General features: G+C 62.5%; 16 protein-coding genes. 10 read left to right on the top strand and 6 right to left on the bottom strand.

Translation table 11 applies throughout. The annotated features are described in order from the left end of the window. Nucleotides 1-37: 37 nt before the first annotated feature. The 6 genes from BMZ46_RS06490 to BMZ46_RS06465 form a co-directional block, all read right to left on the bottom strand. Nucleotides 38-847 carry an ABC transporter permease gene (locus tag BMZ46_RS06490; RefSeq protein ID WP_074691237.1) on the bottom strand — a complete coding sequence of 270 codons (810 nt, stop codon included), beginning with the start codon at nucleotides 845-847 and terminating at the stop codon, nucleotides 38-40. Further along, nucleotides 837-1,772 (bottom strand): ABC transporter permease, encoded by a 936-nt coding sequence (locus tag BMZ46_RS06485; protein ID WP_039769593.1) that lies wholly within the window; start codon nucleotides 1,770-1,772, stop codon nucleotides 837-839. The genes BMZ46_RS06490 and BMZ46_RS06485 overlap by 11 nt, the downstream gene beginning before the upstream one ends. Before the next feature lies 1 nt (nucleotide 1,773). Continuing rightward, nucleotides 1,774-2,811, bottom strand: a complete 1,038-nt coding sequence (locus tag BMZ46_RS06480) for an ABC transporter ATP-binding protein (protein ID WP_074691239.1) — start codon at nucleotides 2,809-2,811, stop codon at nucleotides 1,774-1,776. A gap of 212 nt (nucleotides 2,812-3,023) precedes the next feature. Continuing rightward, nucleotides 3,024-4,175 carry a putative ABC transporter substrate-binding protein YdcS gene (gene ydcS / locus BMZ46_RS06475; RefSeq protein WP_074691241.1) on the bottom strand — a complete coding sequence of 384 codons (1,152 nt, stop codon included), beginning with the start codon at nucleotides 4,173-4,175 and terminating at the stop codon, nucleotides 3,024-3,026. A 111-nt stretch (nucleotides 4,176-4,286) separates the two neighbouring features. Beyond that, nucleotides 4,287-5,774, bottom strand: coding sequence for a gamma-aminobutyraldehyde dehydrogenase (locus BMZ46_RS06470; RefSeq protein WP_074691243.1), 1,488 nt, complete (start codon nucleotides 5,772-5,774; stop codon nucleotides 4,287-4,289). A gap of 99 nt (nucleotides 5,775-5,873) precedes the next feature. Further along, nucleotides 5,874-6,788, bottom strand: coding sequence for a LysR family transcriptional regulator (locus BMZ46_RS06465; protein ID WP_007954670.1), 915 nt, complete (start codon nucleotides 6,786-6,788; stop codon nucleotides 5,874-5,876). Nucleotides 6,789-6,964: 176 nt separating this feature from the next. Here BMZ46_RS06465 and BMZ46_RS06460 point away from each other — a divergent pair, with 176 nt between their 5' ends. The 10 genes from BMZ46_RS06460 to lysS all read left to right on the top strand — a co-directional run bounded on the left by BMZ46_RS06460 (nucleotide 6,965) and on the right by lysS (nucleotide 19,178). Beyond that, entirely contained in the window at nucleotides 6,965-7,687 is a 723-nt protein-coding gene (locus BMZ46_RS06460; protein ID WP_074691245.1) for a tellurite resistance TerB family protein, read from the top strand. A gap of 259 nt (nucleotides 7,688-7,946) precedes the next feature. Beyond that, nucleotides 7,947-9,569 carry a methyl-accepting chemotaxis protein gene (locus BMZ46_RS06455; RefSeq protein WP_074691247.1) on the top strand — a complete coding sequence of 541 codons (1,623 nt, stop codon included), beginning with the start codon at nucleotides 7,947-7,949 and terminating at the stop codon, nucleotides 9,567-9,569. Continuing rightward, entirely contained in the window at nucleotides 9,569-10,105 is a 537-nt protein-coding gene (locus tag BMZ46_RS06450) for a chemotaxis protein CheW (RefSeq protein ID WP_074691249.1), read from the top strand. Before BMZ46_RS06455 ends, BMZ46_RS06450 begins: the two co-directional genes overlap by 1 nt. Further along, the gene (locus BMZ46_RS06445) at nucleotides 10,102-11,379 is read left to right on the top strand and encodes a CheR family methyltransferase (protein ID WP_074691251.1); all 1,278 of its coding nucleotides are present in this window, start codon (nucleotides 10,102-10,104) and stop codon (nucleotides 11,377-11,379) included. Before BMZ46_RS06450 ends, BMZ46_RS06445 begins: the two co-directional genes overlap by 4 nt. Then, complete coding sequence (locus tag BMZ46_RS06440) at nucleotides 11,376-12,059, top strand: chemotaxis protein CheW (RefSeq protein ID WP_007954679.1); 684 nt, start codon at nucleotides 11,376-11,378, stop codon at nucleotides 12,057-12,059. Before BMZ46_RS06445 ends, BMZ46_RS06440 begins: the two co-directional genes overlap by 4 nt. Further along, the gene (locus BMZ46_RS06435; RefSeq protein WP_074691253.1) at nucleotides 12,056-14,347 is read left to right on the top strand and encodes a hybrid sensor histidine kinase/response regulator; all 2,292 of its coding nucleotides are present in this window, start codon (nucleotides 12,056-12,058) and stop codon (nucleotides 14,345-14,347) included. The genes BMZ46_RS06440 and BMZ46_RS06435 overlap by 4 nt, the downstream gene beginning before the upstream one ends. Then, complete coding sequence (locus BMZ46_RS06430) at nucleotides 14,344-15,354, top strand: chemotaxis response regulator protein-glutamate methylesterase (RefSeq protein WP_074691255.1); 1,011 nt, start codon at nucleotides 14,344-14,346, stop codon at nucleotides 15,352-15,354. Before BMZ46_RS06435 ends, BMZ46_RS06430 begins: the two co-directional genes overlap by 4 nt. A 48-nt stretch (nucleotides 15,355-15,402) precedes the next feature. Beyond that, the gene (locus BMZ46_RS06425) at nucleotides 15,403-16,404 is read left to right on the top strand and encodes a response regulator (RefSeq protein ID WP_039769610.1); all 1,002 of its coding nucleotides are present in this window, start codon (nucleotides 15,403-15,405) and stop codon (nucleotides 16,402-16,404) included. Nucleotides 16,405-16,510: 106 nt separating this feature from the next. Beyond that, nucleotides 16,511-17,606 (top strand): peptide chain release factor 2 gene (prfB, locus tag BMZ46_RS06420; protein ID WP_102621447.1). Its coding sequence is split into 2 segments (ribosomal slippage): nucleotides 16,511-16,582 and nucleotides 16,584-17,606, totalling 1,095 coding nucleotides; the frame shifts between segments, so codons are not numbered across the junction. Between the two features lie 69 nt (nucleotides 17,607-17,675). After that, a complete protein-coding gene (lysS, locus tag BMZ46_RS06415; protein ID WP_074691257.1) occupies nucleotides 17,676-19,178 on the top strand; it encodes a lysine--tRNA ligase in 1,503 nt (500 codons plus the stop codon). Nucleotides 19,179-19,223: the final 45 nt, after the last annotated feature.

Genomic DNA, 19,223 nt, shown 5'->3' with positions numbered 1-19,223 from the left:
TTCTACTGCAAATTCAGGGTGGGAAAAGTCAGGGAAATCATTTGCCGCCGCTGCCGGCCACGCTCTCGCCACCCCGGGTCAGGTAGTAGGCGCCGAGGATCGGCAGCATGGTCACCAGCATCACCAGCATCGCCACGACGTTGGTCACCGGCACGTCCCGTGGGCGGCTCAACTGGTTGAGCAACCACAGTGGCAAGGTGCGTTCATGGCCGGCGGTGAAGGTGGTGACGATGATTTCGTCGAACGACAGCGCGAACGCGAGCATGCCGCCGGCGAGCAACGCCGAGCCGAGATTCGGCAGGATGATGTAGCGGAAGGTCTGCCAGCCGTCGGCGCCGAGGTCCATCGACGCCTCGATCAGGCTGTGCGAGGTACGGCGCAAACGGGCGATGACGTTGTTGTAGACGATCACCACGCAGAAGGTCGCGTGGCCGACGACGATGGTGAACATCCCCGGCTCGATCCCCAGCGTCTTGAAGGTCGCCAGCAGCGCAATCCCGGTGATGATCCCTGGCAGTGCAATCGGCAGGATCAGCATCAGCGAAATACCCTGTTTGCCGAAGAAGTCCCGGCGGTACAACGCAGCGGAAGCGAGGGTGCCGAGCACCATCGCGATCAGCGTGGCGATGGCCGCGATCTGCAACGACAGCTTGATCGCTTCCAGCACATCCGGCCGGGAAAACGCCACACTGAACCAGTGCAGCGTGAAGCCTTTCGGTGGAAAGCTGAACGCCGCGTCTTCGGTGTTGAAGGCGTAGAGGAAGATGATCAGGATCGGGAAGTGCAGAAACACCAGCCCGCCCCAGGCTGCAATGCGCAAGCCTATTGAAGCCTTTTCAGAGTGCATCGAAGGCCCCCAGACGTTTGACGATGGACAGGTAAATGGCGATCAGCACGATCGGCACCAGCGTGAACGCCGCAGCCATCGGCATGTTGCCGATTGCACCCTGTTGCGCGTAGACCATGCTGCCGACGAAGTAGCCCGGCGGGCCCACCAGTTGCGGCACGATGAAGTCGCCCAAGGTCAGCGAAAAGGTGAAGATCGAACCGGCCGCGATGCCCGGCACCGACAGCGGCAGAATCACCTGCATGAAGGTCTGGCGCGGCTTGGCCCCGAGGTCGGCGGAGGCTTGCAGCAACGACGGCGGCAGGCGTTCCAGCGAGGCCTGGATCGGCAGGATCATGAACGGCAGCCAGATGTAGACGAACACCATGAACCGGCCCAGATGCGAGGTCGACAGGGTGCTGCCACCAACACCGGGAATCCCCAGAATGAACTGCAGCACCGGCTCCAGCCCCAAGTGCTGAACGAACCACTGCGCCACGCCGCCCTTGGCCAGCAGCAGCGTCCAGGCGTAAGCCTTGACGATGTAACTGGCCCACATCGGCATCATTACGGCGATGTAGAAAAATGCCTTGGTCTTGCCGGTGGTGTAGCGCGCCATGTAGTAGGCAATCGGGAACGCGACGATGGCGCTGGCGATCGACACCACGACCGCCATGCTCAGGGTGCGCAGGATGATGTCGAAATTCGATGGCTGAAACAGCGCGGCGAAGTTGGCCAGGGTCAGGTCCGGAGTGACTGCCATGGTGAAGTCGTCGAAGGTGTAGAAACCTTGCCACAACAACATCAGCAGCGAGCCCAGATAGATCGCGCCAAACCACAAAAGCGGCGGCACCAGCAGCATCGACAGGTACAGGTTCGGCTTGCGATAGAGCAGGTTGGAAAACCTGCGCAACGGCGCCGATTGAGGGAGGGCGAGGGCGGTCATGTCACACCCCGCTCGCAACGGTGTCGTGCAACGGAATCATCGCTTCCCGCGCCCAGCGTGCGCTGATGCGCTGACCGGTCTGGTGCTGCGCGCTGCTGTCGATCCACTGATTGTTGGCCTGGCTGATGCTCAGGGTCTGACCGTTTTCCAGGGTCAGTTCATAGCGCGTGGCGCTGCCCTGATACTGGATGTCGTGGAGCAGACCGCTGACTTCAATCTCGTGGCTGGCCAATGGGCCTTCGGCGAATCGCACGTGTTCCGGACGGATCGAAAACGGCTGCGGATGACCACTGAGCTGGCGCGCCAGATCGCCACGAATCACGTTCGAGGTGCCGACGAATTCGGCGACGAAAGTCGTGGTGGGTTTCATGTACAGATTGCGCGGCGTGTCGACCTGCTCGATGCGGCCCTTGTTGAACACGGCCACGCGGTCGGACATCGACAGCGCTTCGGTCTGATCGTGAGTGACGAAGATGAAAGTGATGCCGAGTTGGCGTTGCAGCTTCTTCAGTTCGCTCTGCATCTGTTCGCGCAGCTTCAGGTCGAGAGCGCCCAACGGTTCGTCGAGCAACAGCACTCGCGGGCGATTGACCAGCGCGCGGGCGAGGGCAACACGCTGGCGCTGACCACCGGACAACTGCACCGGTTTACGGGCACCGTAGCCGCCGAGGGCGACCATGTCCAAGGCTTCTTCGGCGCGTTTGTGGCGCTCGGTTTTGTTTACGCCTTTGACTTTCAAACCGTAGGCGACGTTGTCCAACACGTTCATGTGCGGGAACAGCGCGTAATCCTGAAACACCGTGTTGACGTCGCGTTGATAGGGCGGCAGACCGGCGGCTTCGGCGCCGTGAATGCGGATCGAGCCCGCGCTCGGTTGCTCGAACCCGGCGATCAGGCGCAGGCACGTGGTCTTGCCCGAACCGGAGGGGCCGAGCATGGAAAAGAACTCGCCGTCCTGGATATCGATGGAAACCCGGTCAACGGCTTTCACTTCGCCGAACTGCCGGGAAACGTTGGTGAACTGGACTGCAAGCGTCATGGTGCGGTGCTCCGAAAAGGCGAGGGCCGTCGCAGCGGCCCTGCCTGGACTTCTGAAAAACAGTGTTCGAGTTGATCGTTCCCACGCTCTGCGTGGGAATGCAGCCCGTGACGCTCTGCGTCAGCTCTTGCGAATGGACGCGGAGCGTCCGGTGATGCATTCCCACGCGGACGGTTCGACGCCTCGACGTGGGAACGATCGGTGTGTGGGTATTACCTACCGCCCATAATCGAAATGTAGTCCTGCGTCCACCGGCTATACGGCACAAACTTCCCACCCTCAGCCTGCGGTGTTTTCCAGAAAGCGATCTTGTCGAACTGATCGAACCCGTTGGTCTTGCAGCCTTCAGCCCCGAGCAACTCACTGCCCTGACACGCCGCCGGAACCGCCGGCAACGAACCGAACCATGCCGCCACATCACCCTGGACTTTCGGCTGCAGCGACCAGTCCATCCACTTGTACGCGCAGTTCGGGTGCTTGGCCTCGGCGTGCAGCATGGTGGTGTCGGCCCAACCGGTGGCGCCTTCTTTCGGCACGGTCGAAGCGATCGGCTGTTTCTCGTTGATCAGCCCGTTGACCTGGTACGGCCAGGCGCTGGACGCGACCACGCCTTCGTTCTTGAAGTCGCTCATCTGCACGGTGGTGTCGTGCCAGTAGCGGTGGATCAGCTTCTGCTGGGCGCGCAACAGTTCCAGCACAGCCTTGTACTGATCTTCGGTGAGCTGGTACGGATCCTTGATCCCCAGCTCAGGCTTGGTGGATTTCAGGTAAAGCGCCGCATCGGCGATGTAGATCGGGCCGTCGTAAGCCTGCACGCGGCCCTTGTTCGGCTTGCCATCGGGCAGGTTCTGCGCGTCGAACACCACGTTCCAGCTGGTCGGCGCGGTCTTGAAGACGTTGGTGTTGTACATCAGCACGTTCGGGCCCCACTGGTACGGGGTGCCGTAGGTCTGGCTGTTGACCACGTACCACGGCGCGTCTTTCAGGCGTGGGTCGAGGGACTTCCAGTTCGGGATCAACGCGGTGTTGATCGGCTGCACACGCTTGCCGACGATCAACCGCAACGAGGCATCGCCCGACGCGGTCACCAGGTCGTAACCGCCCTTGGCCATCAGGCTGACCATTTCGTCAGAGGTGGCGGCGGTTTTCACATTGACCTTGCAGCCGGTTTCCTTCTCGAAACCGGTCACCCAGTCGTAGGCCTTGTCGCTTTCACCGCGTTCGATGTAGCCGGGCCAGGCGACGATATCCAGCTGGCCTTCGCCGGCGCCGACGGCTTTCAGCGGCTCGGCGGCCTGCAGGCTGGCGCTGGCCAGCAGGGCCGTGGTGATTGCACTGAGCAGTGCGGTCTTGTGCACGAACATGAGACACACCTCTTTGTTTTTTAGGTTTTTGTTAAGAGTAGTCGCAAGCGACGAGCTTCAAGCTGCAAGAAACAGCGATCTGCTTTGGGCTTGCGGCTTGTAGCTCGCCGCTTAAAGCTCCCGGCTGTGCCGGGCCATTACGTGCCGCACCACGCTGTAGTCCTGTAGCGAATCGCTGGATAAGTCTTTGCCGTAACCGGAGCGTTTCAACCCGCCGTGGGGCATTTCGCTGACCAGCATGAAATGGCTGTTGATCCAGGTGCAGCCGTATTGCAGCCGCGCGGCGACCTGCATCGCCTTGTCCAGGTTCTGGGTCCAGACCGATGAGGCGAGGCCGTATTCCGAGTCGTTGGCCCAGTCCACCGCTTGCGCCAGTTCGTCGAAGCGGGTCACGGTCACCACCGGGCCGAACACTTCGCGCTGGACGATTTCATCGCTCTGTTTGCAACCGGCCAGCAGGGTTGGCTGATAGAAGAACCCGGCGCCGGAATGCACTGCCGCGCCGGTTACCCGCTCGATGTGTGGCTGACCGAGGGCGCGCTCGACGAAACTGGCCACGCGGTCGCGCTGACGAGTGCTGATCAGCGGGCCGATTTCGTTGTCGGCATCGCGTTTGCCAGCGAAGCGCAGGCTGCTGACCGCCGCGCCGAGTTCGGCCACCAACTTGTCGTGAATCCCGGCCTGGGCGTAGATCCGGCAAGCCGCCGTGCAGTCCTGCCCGGCGTTGTAATAGCCATAAGTGCGCACGCCTTCGACCACCGCTTTCAGATCCGCGTCGTTACAAACGATCACCGGCGCCTTGCCACCGAGTTCGAGGTGGGTGCGTTTCAGGGTTTTGGCGGCGGCCTGGAGGATTTTCTGGCCGGTGACGATATCGCCGGTCAGCGACACCATGCGTACTTTCGGGTGGCCGACCAGATGACTGCCAACCCCTTCGCCGCCACCGCAGACGATGTTGATCACCCCACGCGGCAGGATTTCGGCCAGCGCTGGCGCCAGCGCCAGAATCGACAGCGGCGTGTGCTCGGACGGCTTGAACACCAGCGTATTGCCGGCGGCGAGAGCCGGGGCGATCTTCCACGCGGCCATCATGATCGGGTAGTTCCACGGTGCAATCGAGGCGACAACACCGATCGGATCGCGGCGCACCATGCTGGTGTAGCCCGGCACGTATTCGCCGCTGAGCTGCCCGGTCTGGCAGCGCACGGCGCCGGCGAAGAAGCGGAATACATCGACGGTGGCGGTCAAGTCGTCTTGCCGCGCCAGATGCAAAGGCTTGCCGCAGTTCAAGGCTTCGAGGCGGGCGAGGTGATCGGCGTGCTTTTCGACGGCGTTGGCGATTTCCAGCAGCAGGTTCGAGCGTTGTTGCGGAGTGGTCCGCGACCACTCGGCAAAGGCACGGTGGGCGGCGAGGATGGCGGCTTCGACTTGTTCGGTACTGGCTTCGGCGATCTGGGTCAGGACTTCGCCGGTGGCCGGGTTGAGGATCGGTTCGACAAAACCCTGGCCAGCGACCAGTTCGCCGTCGATCAGCAACGCGGTGTGCATGGGGGTCTGCGCGCCAGCCATTTTCCGGGCTCTCTTTTCTTGTGTGGCCATGTTGCTCCCTGTTCCGGGAGCCGACCGTCTTATCGATGCAGCAAGACTAGTGCGCGGCTCCGGGGTCGACAAATTCTAAATACTGAAGGTGGCATTCGATTAAATAGATGGCTTGCGTCCGCCGTGGGGCTGCTCGCGGGCCACGGTCAGGAAAGGATCGACCAGCGCGGGGCGGGCGGTGCCACGACGCCAGGCCAGACCGACGTCAAGGGTCTGGTTGAGATCGGCAATCGGCCGCGCTTCGATGATGTCGCCTTCGAGCGACCATGGGCGATACGTCATGTCCGGCTGGATCGAAACGCCGAGGCCCGCCGCAACCAGGCTTCGCACTGCCTCGGTGGACGCGGTTCTGAGGGTGATTTTTGGTTGCAGTCCGGCGCCACGCCACAGACGTTGGGCGTTGCGATCCATCTCGTCGACGTTCAGCTGAATCAACGGCTCCCGGGCGACGTCGGCGAGGTTGATGCTGTCGTGTTCCAGCAGCGGATGCTGGGCCGGCAGCCACAAACGGTGCGGCGAGTGGGTCAGCACTTCGGTCTGCAAGGCGTGGCGGTCTTCGAGGTTGGAGAGGATCAGCACACCGACATCGATCTCGCCACTGACCAGCAAATGCTCGATGTACGGTCGCTCGTCCTCCATCACCCGGATCTCGACATTGGGGTAGGCGCGCTGGAAACGGGTGAGCAAATCCGCCAGGTAATAACCGGCCACCAGACTGGTCACCCCGACGATCAACTGCCCGGCGACCTGATCGGTGCTTTGTTGCAGGCTGCGTTTGGCGTTGTCCACGGTGGCCAGAATCAGGTGTGCCTGGCGCAGGAATTGATGCCCCTGATGGGTAAGGGTCATGCCCTTGGCGTGGCGATTGAACAGGCTGACGCCGATTTCTTCCTCCAGTTGCTGGATGGCCAGGGTCAGGGTCGATTGGGAAATGAACGCGGTTTGCGCAGCGGCAGAGATCGAGCCGGTCTCGGCCACGGCGATGAAATGGCGGATCTGACGCAAGGTCATCATGGAAGGTTTACCCGGTGGGCGGTTTTTATAGATTGCCTCGAGTGTATATCTATTTTCGCGAAGGGCTGCGGTGGGCCAAGCAACATCTGGAAGCACACTCGCACCCAAGTCACGGGCACTTTCGAACTAGGCTGAGGGCCTTATTGATCCGGATAACCCCAGTTTGGAGACGGAACATGAACACCCGTGGATTGCTCGATCAACTCCTCAAGTCCGGCCAGGATCTGTTGCAGAACAAGGCGGGCGGGGCGCAGAACAAACCGGCTGCCGGTGGTTTGGGCGGCTTGCTGGGCGGATCTTCCAGTAACGGCGCACTCGGCGGCTTGCTGTCAGGCGCAGGCGGCGGTGCCCTGGCGGCCGGCGCCATGGGTTTGCTGCTGGGCAGTAAAAAGGCCCGCAAGGTCGGCGGTAAAGTCGCCCTCTACGGCGGCCTCGCCGCACTGGGCGTGATTGCCTACAAAGCCTACGGCAACTGGAACGCCCAGAAGGGCACTGCCCCACAAAGCGAACCGCAAACCCTCGATCGCCTGCCACCGGCGCAAGTCGAACAACACAGCCAGGCCATCCTCAAAGCCTTGGTCGCCGCCGCCAAGGCCGACGGCCACATCGACGACCGCGAACGCCAACTGATCGAAGGCGAATTCACCAAGCTCGACAACGATCAGGAACTCAAACACTGGCTCCACGCCGAACTCAACAAACCCCTCGACCCCACCGACGTGGCCCGCGCGGCGAGCACGCCGGAGATGGCCGCCGAGATGTACGTGGCGAGCGTGATGATGGTGGATGAGGAGAACTTCATGGAGAAGAGCTATCTGGATGAACTGGCGCGGCAGTTGAAGCTGGAGCCGGGGTTGAAGGTGGAGCTTGAGAAGCAGGTTCGTGTAGCTACCCAGTAAAACTGTTGTCAGCGATATCAGAACCCGCAATCCCGCACAGGATGGCGGGTTCTTTCGTTGCAGCAGCTGAAATGACCAATCCATCTCCCCTTTTTGCCATTGCGTCACTGGCACGCCACCCTCCGATTCCTTGAAAGTCCCAGTCCAGAGCCCGTCGTGTTTTATGACCGGAAGGCCTGAGCGCGGCAAACCGTCTTATAAATGAAACACCGCCCTCAGCTATACTCCCCCGCATTTCGACCCGCCCCGAGGACTGACTGTGAAGAACTGGACGTTGCGCCAACGCATTTTGGCGAGCTTTGCGGTGATTATCGCCATCATGCTGCTGATGGTGGTCGTCTCGTATTCGCGGCTGCTGAAGATCGAAGCCAGTGAAAACAGCGTCCGTGACGACGCGATTCCCGGCGTCTATTACAGCTCGATGATTCGTGGCGCGTGGGTCGACAGCTACCTGCAGACCCAGGAACTGCTGGGGCTCAAGGAAGGGCAGGGCATCAGCAGTGAAGATGCGGCCGATTACAAGGCTTTCGAATCCCGGCTTCAGGAACAGATGGCCAATTACCGTGGCACGGTAGTCACGGACGAGGACAAGCTCGAGTTCGCGGCGTTCGAGAAATATCACGACGCCTACCTGAAAATTCAGGATGCGGTGCTCGATCTGCACAAGCGCAATCTGGAAGCCGATGCGGTCAAGCTGTTCCACGAGCAATTGACTCCGACCTGGTACTCGGGCCGGATGAAGCTCAACGACATCATTGGCGAGAACAAGAAAGTCGCCGACAAGGCCATGGCCAACATTGATGAGGCCGTGGCGGCGGCCAAGGTCAGCATGTTTGTCTCGCTGCTGGTGGCCGTGCTGGCGGCCGGTTTCTGCGGTCTGCTGCTGATGCGCGCGATCATGGCGCCGATGAACCGCATCGTGCAGATCCTCGACATCATGCGCACCGGCGATCTGAGCAGCCGCTTGAACCTCGACCGCAAGGACGAGTTCGGTGCCGTGGAAACCGGCTTCAACGACATGATGACCGAGCTCACCTCGCTGGTGTCCCAGGCCCAGCGCTCGTCGGTACAGGTCACCACCTCGGTGACCGAGATCGCCGCCACCTCCAAACAACAGCAGGCCACCGCCACAGAAACCGCTGCGACCACGACTGAAATCGGCGCGACATCCCGAGAAATCGCCGCGACCTCCCGCGACCTGGTGCGCACCATGACCGAAGTCTCCACCGCCGCCGATCAGGCCTCGGTGCTGGCCGGTTCCGGGCAGCAAGGTTTGGCGCGGATGGAAGACACCATGCACTCGGTGATGGGCGCAGCGGATCTGGTGAACGCCAAACTGGCGATCCTCAACGAGAAGGCCGGCAACATCAATCAGGTGGTCGTGACCATCGTCAAGGTCGCCGACCAGACCAACCTGCTGTCCCTGAACGCCGCGATCGAAGCGGAGAAGGCCGGCGAATACGGTCGCGGTTTCGCCGTGGTCGCCACTGAAGTGCGGCGTCTGGCGGATCAGACCGCTGTCGCGACTTACGACATCGAACAGATGGTCCGCGAGATCCAGTCGGCGGTGTCCGCCGGGGTGATGGGCATGGACAAGTTCTCCGAGGAAGTGCGGCGCGGCATGGCTGAGGTGCAGCAAGTCGGCGAGCAGCTGTCGCAGATCATCCATCAGGTGCAGGCGCTGGCGCCGCGGGTGTTGATGGTCAACGAAGGCATGCAGGCCCAGGCCACCGGCGCCGAGCAGATCAACCACGCGCTGGTGCAACTGGGTGATGCCAGCAGCCAGACGGTCGAGTCGTTGCGTCAGGCCAGTTTCGCCATCGACGAACTGAGCCAGGTGGCCGTGGGCCTGCGCAGCGGCGTTTCGCGATTCAAAGTCTGATGAGCGAAATCACCGCCAAACGCAGCGCTGCACCGGTGGCGAAGCAGGCGTTGTTCCTGCTGTTTCGCATCGGCAGCGAACGCTACGCCTTGCGCGCCACGGAAGTGGCCGAAGTGCTGCCGCGCCTGCCGTTGAAACCGATTGCCCGGGCGCCGCACTGGGTGGCGGGGGTGTTCGCCTACCGTGGCACAGTGGTGCCGGTGATCGACCTCAGTGCCCTGACCTTCGGCCATCCTGCGCAAGCGCGTACCAGCACGCGACTGGTGCTGGTGCATTATCGCGTGGATGACTCGCAACCCTCGCAATGGCTGGGCCTGATCCTCGAACAGGCCACCGATACCCTGCGCTGCAACCCGGCTGATTTCCAGCCGTACGGCCTCGACAATCGTCAGGCGCCGTACCTGGGCCCGGTGCGTGAGGATGCGCAGGGGTTGGTGCAGTGGGTGCGGGTCAACGACTTGCTCGACGAGTCGGTGCGCACGTTGCTGTTCCCGACACCGCCGCTGGATCCGGCGCGGCTTGAGGAGCAGCCATGAGCAGCGACCAGCGCTTCTTCGATTTCCTCAAGGAACGCATCGGCCTCGACGTCGCTTCGGTCGGGCCGGCGATCATCGAACGGGCCGTGCGCCAGCGCATCACCCTGTCGCAAACGGTGAATGCCGATGAGTACTGGCAGACCCTGCAAGGCTCGCGGGATGAACAGCAGGCGCTGATCGAAGCGGTGATCGTCCCCGAGACCTGGTTTTTCCGTTACCCGGAATCCTTCGCCACGCTGGGCAAACTGGCGCGCAAACGCCTGGGCGAATTGAATAACATGCGCGCGCTGCGCATCCTCAGCCTGCCGTGTTCCACTGGCGAAGAACCCTATTCGATTGCCATGGCCTTGCTCGATGCCGGCCTCAAGCCCCATCAATTCAAGGTGGATGGCATGGACGTCAGCCCCTTGTCAGTGGACAAGGCGCGGCGGGCGCTGTACGGCAAGAACTCATTTCGCGGCCAGGAGCTGGACTTTCGCGAGCGGCATTTTTTCGCCGAGAACGAAGGCTATCGGGTGAATGAAATCGTCCGCGAGCAGGTGCGCCTGCAGGTCGGCAACGTGCTCGATCCGGCATTGCTGGTCAACGAGCCGCCGTTCGATTTCGTGTTCTGCCGCAACCTGCTGATCTATTTCGATCAGCCGACCCAGCAGCAGGTGTTCGCCGTGCTCAAGCGCCTGACCCATGTCGATGGCGTGCTGTTTATCGGCCCGGCCGAGGGCAGTCTGCTTGGGCGGCTCGGCATGCGTTCGATCGGGATTCCACAGTCTTTCGCCTTCAGCCGTCACAGCGATCCACAACCCGAACCGTTACCGATGCCGACCGCGATTGCGCTGCCGTTGCCTGTGCGCCAACCGCTGCGCAGCACGCCACCGCCGCCGGTGCGCAATCGTCCGTTTGCTGGCGTGACGCCTTTGCCGGTGACGGCTAAAAGCACCAACCCCGAAGCGGCGACCTTGCTGGCCAACATCGCCGCCCTGGCCAACGAAGGCAAAAGCGCCGAGGCCCGGGCCGCGTGCGAGCAGTATTTGCGCAGCCATGAGCCGGTGGCCCAGGTGTTTTACTGGCTCGGCCTGCTCAGCGATGTCGCCGGCAGCGCCTTCGAAGCCCAGGGCTTTTACCGCAAAGCGTTGTACCTCGAACCGCAACACCCCGAAGCCTTGATGCACCTGGCTGCGCTGCTGCAGGCCCAGGGCGACACGGCCGGCGCCAGACGATTGCAGGAGCGCGCCGCCCGCAGCGACCGCACCGCCGACAGTGAGCGTAAACGATGATCCCGTCCGACACCTTGAACGTCACCCACGAAGACGCCCGGGCCATCGACGATTGCTGGAACCGCATCGGCATCCACGGCGACAAGTCCTGTCCGCTGCTGGACGAGCACATCCATTGCCGCAATTGCTCGGTGTATTCCGCCGCGGCCACGCGCCTGCTCGACCGCTATGCGTTGCAGCAGGACGAGCGCGATCCGGTGGCGACCCAGGTCGAAACCGAGCTGAAAACCCGGTCGTTGCTGATGTTCCGCCTCGGCGAAGAATGGCTCGGCCTGGCCACCCGCAGCCTGGTGGAGGTCGCGCCGTTGCAGGCGATTCATTCGCTGCCGCACCAGCGCTCCCGGGCCTTGCTAGGCGTGGCGAACGTGCGTGGGGCGTTGGTGGCGTGCCTGTCGCTGGTCGAACTGCTCGACCTCGACAGTAACGCGGCCCCGGCGACCGGCGCGCGGATCATGCCGCGCATGCTGATCATCTCGGCCCAGGGCGGGCCAGTGGTGGTGCCGGTGGACGAGGTCGACGGGATTCACGCCATCGACGAGCGAATCCTCGACGCCGCGTCGCGCTCCGGTGCACAGGCCAGCGCCAAATACACCCGAGGCGTGTTGCCTTTCAAAGGTCGCAGCCTGCGTTGGCTGGATGAAGAACAGTTGCTGTCCGCCGTGTCCCGGAGCCTCACATGACCCCCGAGCAAATGCGCGACGCCTCCTTGCTCGAGCTGTTCAGCCTCGAAGCCGAAGCCCAGACCCAGGTGCTCAGCGCCGGGCTGCTGGCGTTGGAGCGCAACCCGACCCAGGCCGATCAGCTCGAGTCGTGCATGCGTGCGGCGCACTCCTTGAAAGGCGCGGCGCGGATCGTCGGTATCGACAGCGGCGTCAGCGTCGCCCACGTGATGGAAGATTGTCTGGTCAGTGCGCAGGAAGGCCGGTTGTTCCTGCGCCCGGAACATATCGATGCGTTGTTGCAGGGCACCGACTTGCTGATGCGCATCGCCACTCCGGCCAATGGCCCGCAACCGGCGGACATCGAGGCTTACGTGGCGTTGATGGGCGGTTTGCTCGACCCGACGGCACCGGCTGTGGTGCCCGCCGCACCGAGTGCTCCAGTGATGGCGGAGTTGCAGCTTCAGCCGCCGGTGGTTGAACCAACTCCGGTTGAAATTCCTGTCGAGGTTGCCGAGCCGGAACCCGCGCCGCGCAAGAGCAAACGCGCCACCGAAGGTGGCGAGCGGGTGCTGCGGGTCACCGCCGAACGTCTGAACAGCCTGCTCGACCTGTCGAGCAAATCCCTGGTGGAAACCCAGCGCCTCAAGCCGCACCTGGCCACGATGCAGCGCCTCAAGCGCATGCAGAGCAATGGTCTGCGGGCACTGGAGAGTCTCAATGTGCACCTCAAGGAACATGCCCTGAGCCTTGAAGCTCAGGAAGCGCTGGAGGATGCGCGGCGTTTGCTCGCCGAATCCCAGCAACTGCTGGCAGAAAAAAACGCCGAACTCGACGAGTTTGCCTGGCAAGCGAGCCAGCGCGCGCAAGTGCTTTACGACACCGCACTGGCCTGCCGCATGCGGCCGTTCGCCGATGTGCTGTCCGGGCAGGTGCGGATGGTGCGCGACCTCGGTCGCAGCCTCGGCAAACAGGTGCGGCTGGAGATCGAGGGCGAGAAGACCCAGGTCGACCGCGATGTGCTGGAAAAACTTGAAGCGCCGCTGACGCACCTGCTGCGCAATGCGGTCGATCACGGCATTGAAACCCCACAGGAACGCCTGCTCAAGGGCAAGTCCGAGGAAGGCCTGATCCGTCTGCGCGCCTCGCATCAGGCTGGTCTGCTGGTGCTCGAACTGAGCGACGACGGCAACGGCGTGGATCTGGAAAAGGTCCGGCGCAGCATCGTCGAACGCCAGTTGTCGCCGGCCGAAACCGCCGCCCAGTTGAGTGAAGAAGAACTGCTGACCTTCCTGTTTCTGCCGGGTTTCAGCCTGCGGGACAAGGTCACCGAGGTCTCCGGTCGTGGCGTCGGCCTCGATGCCGTGCAGCACATGGTTCGCCAGCTGCGCGGCGCGGTGGTGCTGGAACAGACGGCGGGCGAGGGCAGCCGTTTCCATCTGGAGGTGCCGCTGACCCTGTCGGTGGTGCGCAGCCTGGTGGTGGAAGTCGGTGACGAGGCCTACGCCTTCCCGCTGGCGCACATCGAGCGCATGTGCGACCTGGCGCCGGAGGACATCGTGCAGGTCGAAGGGCGCCAGCATTTCTGGCACGAGGGCCGACATGTCGGGCTCGTCGCGGCCAGTCAGTTATTGCAACGTCCGGCCAGTCAGAACAGCGGCGATACGCTGAAAGTCGTGGTCATCCGCGAGCGCGATGCGATCTACGGCGTGGCGGTCGAGCGCTTCATTGGCGAGCGCACGCTGGTGGTGCTGCCGCTGGACGAGCGGCTGGGCAAGGTGCAGGACATTTCCGCCGGGGCCTTGCTCGACGATGGCTCGGTGGTGCTGATCGTCGACGTCGAAGATATGCTGCGTTCGGTGGACAAACTGCTCAATACCGGGCGTCTGGAGCGCATTGCGCGTCACGGCCATCAGGCCGCAGAAGCCGCGCGCAAACGGATTCTGGTGGTCGACGACTCGCTGACAGTGCGCGAGCTGCAACGCAAGCTGCTGCTCAATCGCGGTTACGACGTGGCCGTTGCGGTGGATGGCATGGACGGCTGGAACGCCCTGCGCTCCGAGGATTTCGATCTGCTGATCACCGACATCGACATGCCGCGCATGGACGGCATCGAGCTGGTTTCGCTGCTGCGCCGCGACAACCGTCTGCAATCGCTGCCGGTGATGGTGGTGTCCTACAAGGATCGCGAGGAAGATCGCCGCCGTGGACTGGACGCCGGGGCCGACTATTATCTGGCCAAGGCCAGTTTTCATGACGACGCCCTGCTCGACGCAGTGGTTGAGCTCATCGGAGGAGCGCGGGCATGAAGATCGCAATCGTCAACGACATGCCTCTGGCGGTGGAGGCCCTGCGCCGCGCGCTGGCCTTCGAGCCGGCGCATCAGGTGCTGTGGGTCGCCAACAACGGCGCCGAAGCGGTACGGCTGTGCGCGGAGAACACCCCGGACCTGATCCTGATGGACCTGATCATGCCGGTGATGGATGGCGTCGAGGCCACCCGCCGGATCATGGCCGAGAGCCCGTGTGCGATCGTCATCGTCACCGTGGACCGCCAGCAGAACGTGCACCGGGTGTTCGAAGCCATGGGCCACGGCGCGCTGGACGTGGTCGACACCCCGGCCATCGGCGCCGGCAATGCACAGGAAGCGGCGGCGCCGCTGCTGCGCAAGATCCTCAACATCGGCTGGCTGATCGGCGAGAAAACCGCCCGCTCACGTCCGGCACCTGCGACACCGCGCAGTACCGCCTCGCGCCAGCGACTGGTGGCGATCGGCTCTTCGGCCGGTGGTCCGGCGGCGCTGGAAGTCTTGCTCAAAGGCCTGCCGCGCCACTTTTCGGCGGCCATCGTGCTGGTGCAGCATGTCGACCAGGTGTTTGCCGCTGGCATGGCTGAATGGCTGGCCAGCGCCAGCGGCCTGGATGTGCGTCTGGCCCGCGAAGGCGAACCGCCGCAGGCCGGCGCAGTGCTGCTGGCCGGCACCAACCACCACATTCGTTTGCTCAAGAACGGCACGCTGGCCTACACCGCCGAGCCGGTCAACGAGATCTACCGCCCCTCGATCGACGTGTTTTTCGAAAGCGTCGCCAATTACTGGAACGGTGACGCAGTAGGGGTTTTATTGACAGGGATGGGACGCGACGGGGCGCAAGGGCTTAAGCTCATGCGCCAACAGGGTTACCTGACCATCGCGCAGGATCAGCAGAGCAGTGCGGTGTACGGCATGCCCAAGGCCGCAGCGGCCATCGATGCGGCCGTAGAAATCCGTCCACTGGAAAAGATAGCGCCACGGTTGCTGGAGATTTTCCCAAAATGAATACGTCCATCGGCAATCCTGGCCCCCGCAGCACTCAGGTGACCGCCCATGAATGACTTACAGATCGATGACATCAAAACCGACGAGAACGCCGCCATGGTGTTGTTGGTGGACGATCAGGCGATGATCGGCGAGGCCGTGCGCCGTGGGCTGTCGAATGAAGAGAACATCGACTTCCACTTCTGCTCCGACCCGCATCAGGCCGTGGCCCATGCGGTGCGGATCAAACCGACCGTGATCCTGCAGGATCTGGTGATGCCGGGCCTCGACGGTCTGAGCCTGGTGCGCGAATACCGCAATCACCCGGCGACCAAAGACATTCCGATCATTGTCCTGTCGACCAAGGAAGACCCGCTGATCAAGAGCGCGGCGTTCTCCGCCGGGGCCAACGATTATCTGGTCAAACTGCCGGACAACATCGAGCTGGTGGCGCGCATCCGCTATCACTCGCGCTCCTACATGACCCTGCTGCAACGGGACGCGGCCTACCGCGCGTTGCGGGTCAGCCAGCAGCAATTGCTCGATACCAACCTGGTGTTGCAACGCCTGATGAACTCCGACGGCCTGACCGGGCTGTCCAACCGCCGGCACTTCGACGAATACCTGGAACTGGAATGGCGCCGCTCGTTGCGCGACCAGAGCCAGTTGTCGTTGCTGATGATCGACGTCGATTACTTCAAGTCCTACAACGACACCTTCGGCCACGTCGAAGGCGACGAGGCCTTGCGCAAGGTCGCCACGGCAATCCGCGAGGCCAGTGCCCGGCCGTCCGATCTGCCGGCGCGTTATGGCGGCGAAGAATTTGCGCTGGTGCTGCCCAACACCTCGCCGGGCGGGGCCCGACTGGTGGCGGAAAAGCTGCGCCAGACGGTCGCGGCGCTGAAGATTCCGCACAATGCCCCGGCCGAAGGCTCGAGCCTGACCATCAGCATCGGCCTGGCGACCATGGTGCCGGAGTCGGGCAGCGACTGCCGGTTGCTGATCTCGGCGGCGGACCGTGGCCTGTACCTGGCCAAGAACAACGGGCGCAATCAGGTGGGGATCGAATGAACCATTGGGTTCATTCGCCTCAAGAGCCGCCAGACGGGCTGCCGTGACAGCTTGATTACGTTATACTCGCCGGCTTTCAAAAGTTCGCCAACGAGTGCTGCCCGTCATGGAAATCAACCCGATCCTGAACACCATCAAGGACCTGTCCGAGCGCTCCGAAACTATTCGGGGGTATCTTTGACTACGATCAAAAGCATGAGCGTCTGATCGAAGTCAATCGCGAGCTTGAAGATCCTGCCGTCTGGAACAAACCTGAATACGCCCAGGAACTGGGCCGCGAGCGCGCTGCGCTGGCGCAGATCGTCGATACCCTCGACGAACTGAACGGTGGCCTGGCCGATTGCCGCGAGCTGCTGGACATGGCCGTTGAAGAGAACGACGAGGGCGCGGTCAACGACGTCGTCGAAGTCCTTCAAGGTCTCGAAGAGTCCCTGTCCAAGCTCGAATTCCGCCGTATGTTCAGCCACGAGATGGACCCGAACAACGCCTACCTGGACATCCAGGCCGGTTCCGGCGGCACCGAAGCCCAGGACTGGGCCAACATCCTGCTGCGCATGTACCTGCGCTGGGCCGACAAACGCGGTTTCGACGCGACCATCATGGAGCTGTCGGCCGGTGAAGTCGCCGGGATCAAGGGTGCGACCGTGCACATCAAGGGCGAATACGCCTTTGGCTGGCTGCGTACCGAGATCGGCGTGCACCGTCTGGTGCGCAAGAGCCCGTTCGACTCCGGCAACCGTCGCCACACCTCGTTCTCCGCGGTTTTCGTCTCGCCAGAGATCGATGACAAGGTGGAAATCGAAATCAACCCGGCAGACCTGCGGATCGACACCTATCGTTCCTCCGGTGCCGGTGGTCAGCACGTAAACACCACCGACTCGGCCGTACGTATCACCCACGTACCGACCAACACCGTGGTGAGCTGCCAGAACGAACGTTCCCAGCACGCCAACAAGGACACCGCCATGAAAATGCTGCGGGCCAAGTTGTACGAGCAGGAAATGCAGAAGCGCAACGCGGCGTCCCAGGCGCTGGAAGACACCAAGTCGGATATCGGCTGGGGGCACCAGATCCGTTCGTACGTGCTCGATGCGTCGCGGATCAAGGATCTGCGCACCAACATCGAACGCAGTGACTGCGACAAGGTACTCGACGGCGACATCGACGAATACCTGGAAGCCAGCCTGAAATCGGGGCTGTAAGCTTTCAACCGACCTCAAGTCCCCCGTCGCCGGCGGGGGCAACGAACCTGTGATGGAAAATTTAAAGACATGAGCGACCTACAACTCGATCCGCAAGCCCTGCAACAGGAAGAAAACTCCCTGATCGCTCTGCGCAAGGAAAAGCTTGCTGCCGAGCGCGCCAAGGGCAACGCCTTCCCGAACGACTTCCGCCGCGACAACTACTGCGATGCGTTGCAGAAACAGTACGCGGACAAGACCAAGGAAGAGCTGGCAGAGGCTGCGATCCCGGTCAAGGTTGCAGGTCGCATCATGCTCAACCGTGGCTCGTTCATGGTGATCCAGGACATGACCGGTCGCATCCAGGTCTACGTCAACCGCAAGACCCTGTCCGAAGAAACCCTGGCCGCGGTGAAAACCTGGGACATGGGCGACATCATCGCCGCCGAAGGCACCCTGGCCCGTTCCGGCAAGGGCGACCTGTACGTCGAAATGACCAGCGTGCGCCTGCTGACCAAATCCCTGCGCCCGCTGCCGGACAAGCACCACGGCCTGACCGACACCGAACAGCGCTACCGTCAGCGCTACGTTGACCTGATCGTCAACGAAGACGTGCGCCAGACCTTCCGCGTCCGTTCGCAAGTGATCGCGCACATCCGCAGCTTCCTGATGAAGCGCGACTTCCTCGAAGTCGAAACGCCGATGCTGCAGACCATTCCTGGCGGTGCCGCGGCCAAGCCGTTCGAAACCCACCACAACGCGCTGGACATGGAAATGTTCCTGCGTATCGCGCCGGAGCTGTACCTCAAGCGCCTGGTGGTTGGCGGCTTCGAAAAAGTGTTCGAGATCAACCGCAACTTCCGTAACGAAGGCGTTTCGACTCGTCACAACCCAGAATTCACCATGTTGGAGTTCTACCAGGCTTACGCCGACTACGAAGACAACATGGACCTGACCGAAGAACTGTTCCGTGAACTGGCGCAGCTGGTTCTGGGCAGCACCGACGTGCCGTACGGCGACAAGGTGTTCCACTTCGGCGAGCCGTTCGTGCGCCTGTCGGTGTTCGACTCGATCCTCAAGTACAACCCTGAGCTGACCGCCGATGACCTGAACGACATCGACAAGGCTCGCGAAATCGCCAAGAAGGCCGGCGCCAAGGTGCTGGGCTTCGAAGGTCTGGGCAAGCTGCAGGTGATGATTTTCGAAGAGCTGGTCGAGCACAAGCTGGAACAGCCGCACTTCATCACCCAGTACCCGTTCGAAGTGTCGCCGCTGGCCCGTCGCAACGATGACAACCCGAACGTCACCGACCGCTTTGAGCTGTTCATCGGCGGCCGTGAAATCGCCAACGCCTACTCCGAGCTGAACGACGCGGAAGACCAGGCCGAGCGTTTCATGGCGCAGGTGGCCGACAAGGACGCCGGCGACGACGAAGCCATGCACTACGACGCCGACTTCGTTCGCGCGCTGGAGTACGGCATGCCGCCGACGGCCGGTGAAGGTATCGGCATCGACCGTCTGGTGATGCTGCTGACCAACTCCCCGTCGATCCGCGACGTGATCCTGTTCCCGCACATGCGGCCACAAGCGTAAGTGTTTCAATAAAAAAGCCGCCTGAAATGGGCGGCTTTTTATTGC

The organism is Pseudomonas sp. NFIX49, assembly GCF_900115915.1.
Classification (GTDB): domain Bacteria; phylum Pseudomonadota; class Gammaproteobacteria; order Pseudomonadales; family Pseudomonadaceae; genus Aquipseudomonas; species Aquipseudomonas pharyngis.
This window is presented reverse-complemented; position numbering and strand designations above follow the sequence as displayed.

Coding starts and splice junctions, on each gene's coding strand:
- BMZ46_RS06470 (WP_074691243.1), bottom strand. CDS start 5,774: ATGGCCACACAAGAAAAGAGAGCCCGGAAAATGGCTGGCGCGCAGACC.
- BMZ46_RS06435 (WP_074691253.1), top strand. CDS start 12,056: ATGACCCCCGAGCAAATGCGCGACGCCTCCTTGCTCGAGCTGTTCAGC.
- BMZ46_RS06440 (WP_007954679.1), top strand. CDS start 11,376: ATGATCCCGTCCGACACCTTGAACGTCACCCACGAAGACGCCCGGGCC.
- BMZ46_RS06425 (WP_039769610.1), top strand. CDS start 15,403: ATGAATGACTTACAGATCGATGACATCAAAACCGACGAGAACGCCGCC.
- BMZ46_RS06490 (WP_074691237.1), bottom strand. CDS start 847: ATGCACTCTGAAAAGGCTTCAATAGGCTTGCGCATTGCAGCCTGGGGC.
- BMZ46_RS06450 (WP_074691249.1), top strand. CDS start 9,569: ATGAGCGAAATCACCGCCAAACGCAGCGCTGCACCGGTGGCGAAGCAG.
- BMZ46_RS06460 (WP_074691245.1), top strand. CDS start 6,965: ATGAACACCCGTGGATTGCTCGATCAACTCCTCAAGTCCGGCCAGGAT.
- BMZ46_RS06485 (WP_039769593.1), bottom strand. CDS start 1,772: ATGACCGCCCTCGCCCTCCCTCAATCGGCGCCGTTGCGCAGGTTTTCC.
- BMZ46_RS06445 (WP_074691251.1), top strand. CDS start 10,102: ATGAGCAGCGACCAGCGCTTCTTCGATTTCCTCAAGGAACGCATCGGC.
- BMZ46_RS06465 (WP_007954670.1), bottom strand. CDS start 6,788: ATGATGACCTTGCGTCAGATCCGCCATTTCATCGCCGTGGCCGAGACC.
- BMZ46_RS06430 (WP_074691255.1), top strand. CDS start 14,344: ATGAAGATCGCAATCGTCAACGACATGCCTCTGGCGGTGGAGGCCCTG.
- BMZ46_RS06480 (WP_074691239.1), bottom strand. CDS start 2,811: ATGACGCTTGCAGTCCAGTTCACCAACGTTTCCCGGCAGTTCGGCGAA.
- ydcS (WP_074691241.1), bottom strand. CDS start 4,175: ATGTTCGTGCACAAGACCGCACTGCTCAGTGCAATCACCACGGCCCTG.
- lysS (WP_074691257.1), top strand. CDS start 17,676: ATGAGCGACCTACAACTCGATCCGCAAGCCCTGCAACAGGAAGAAAAC.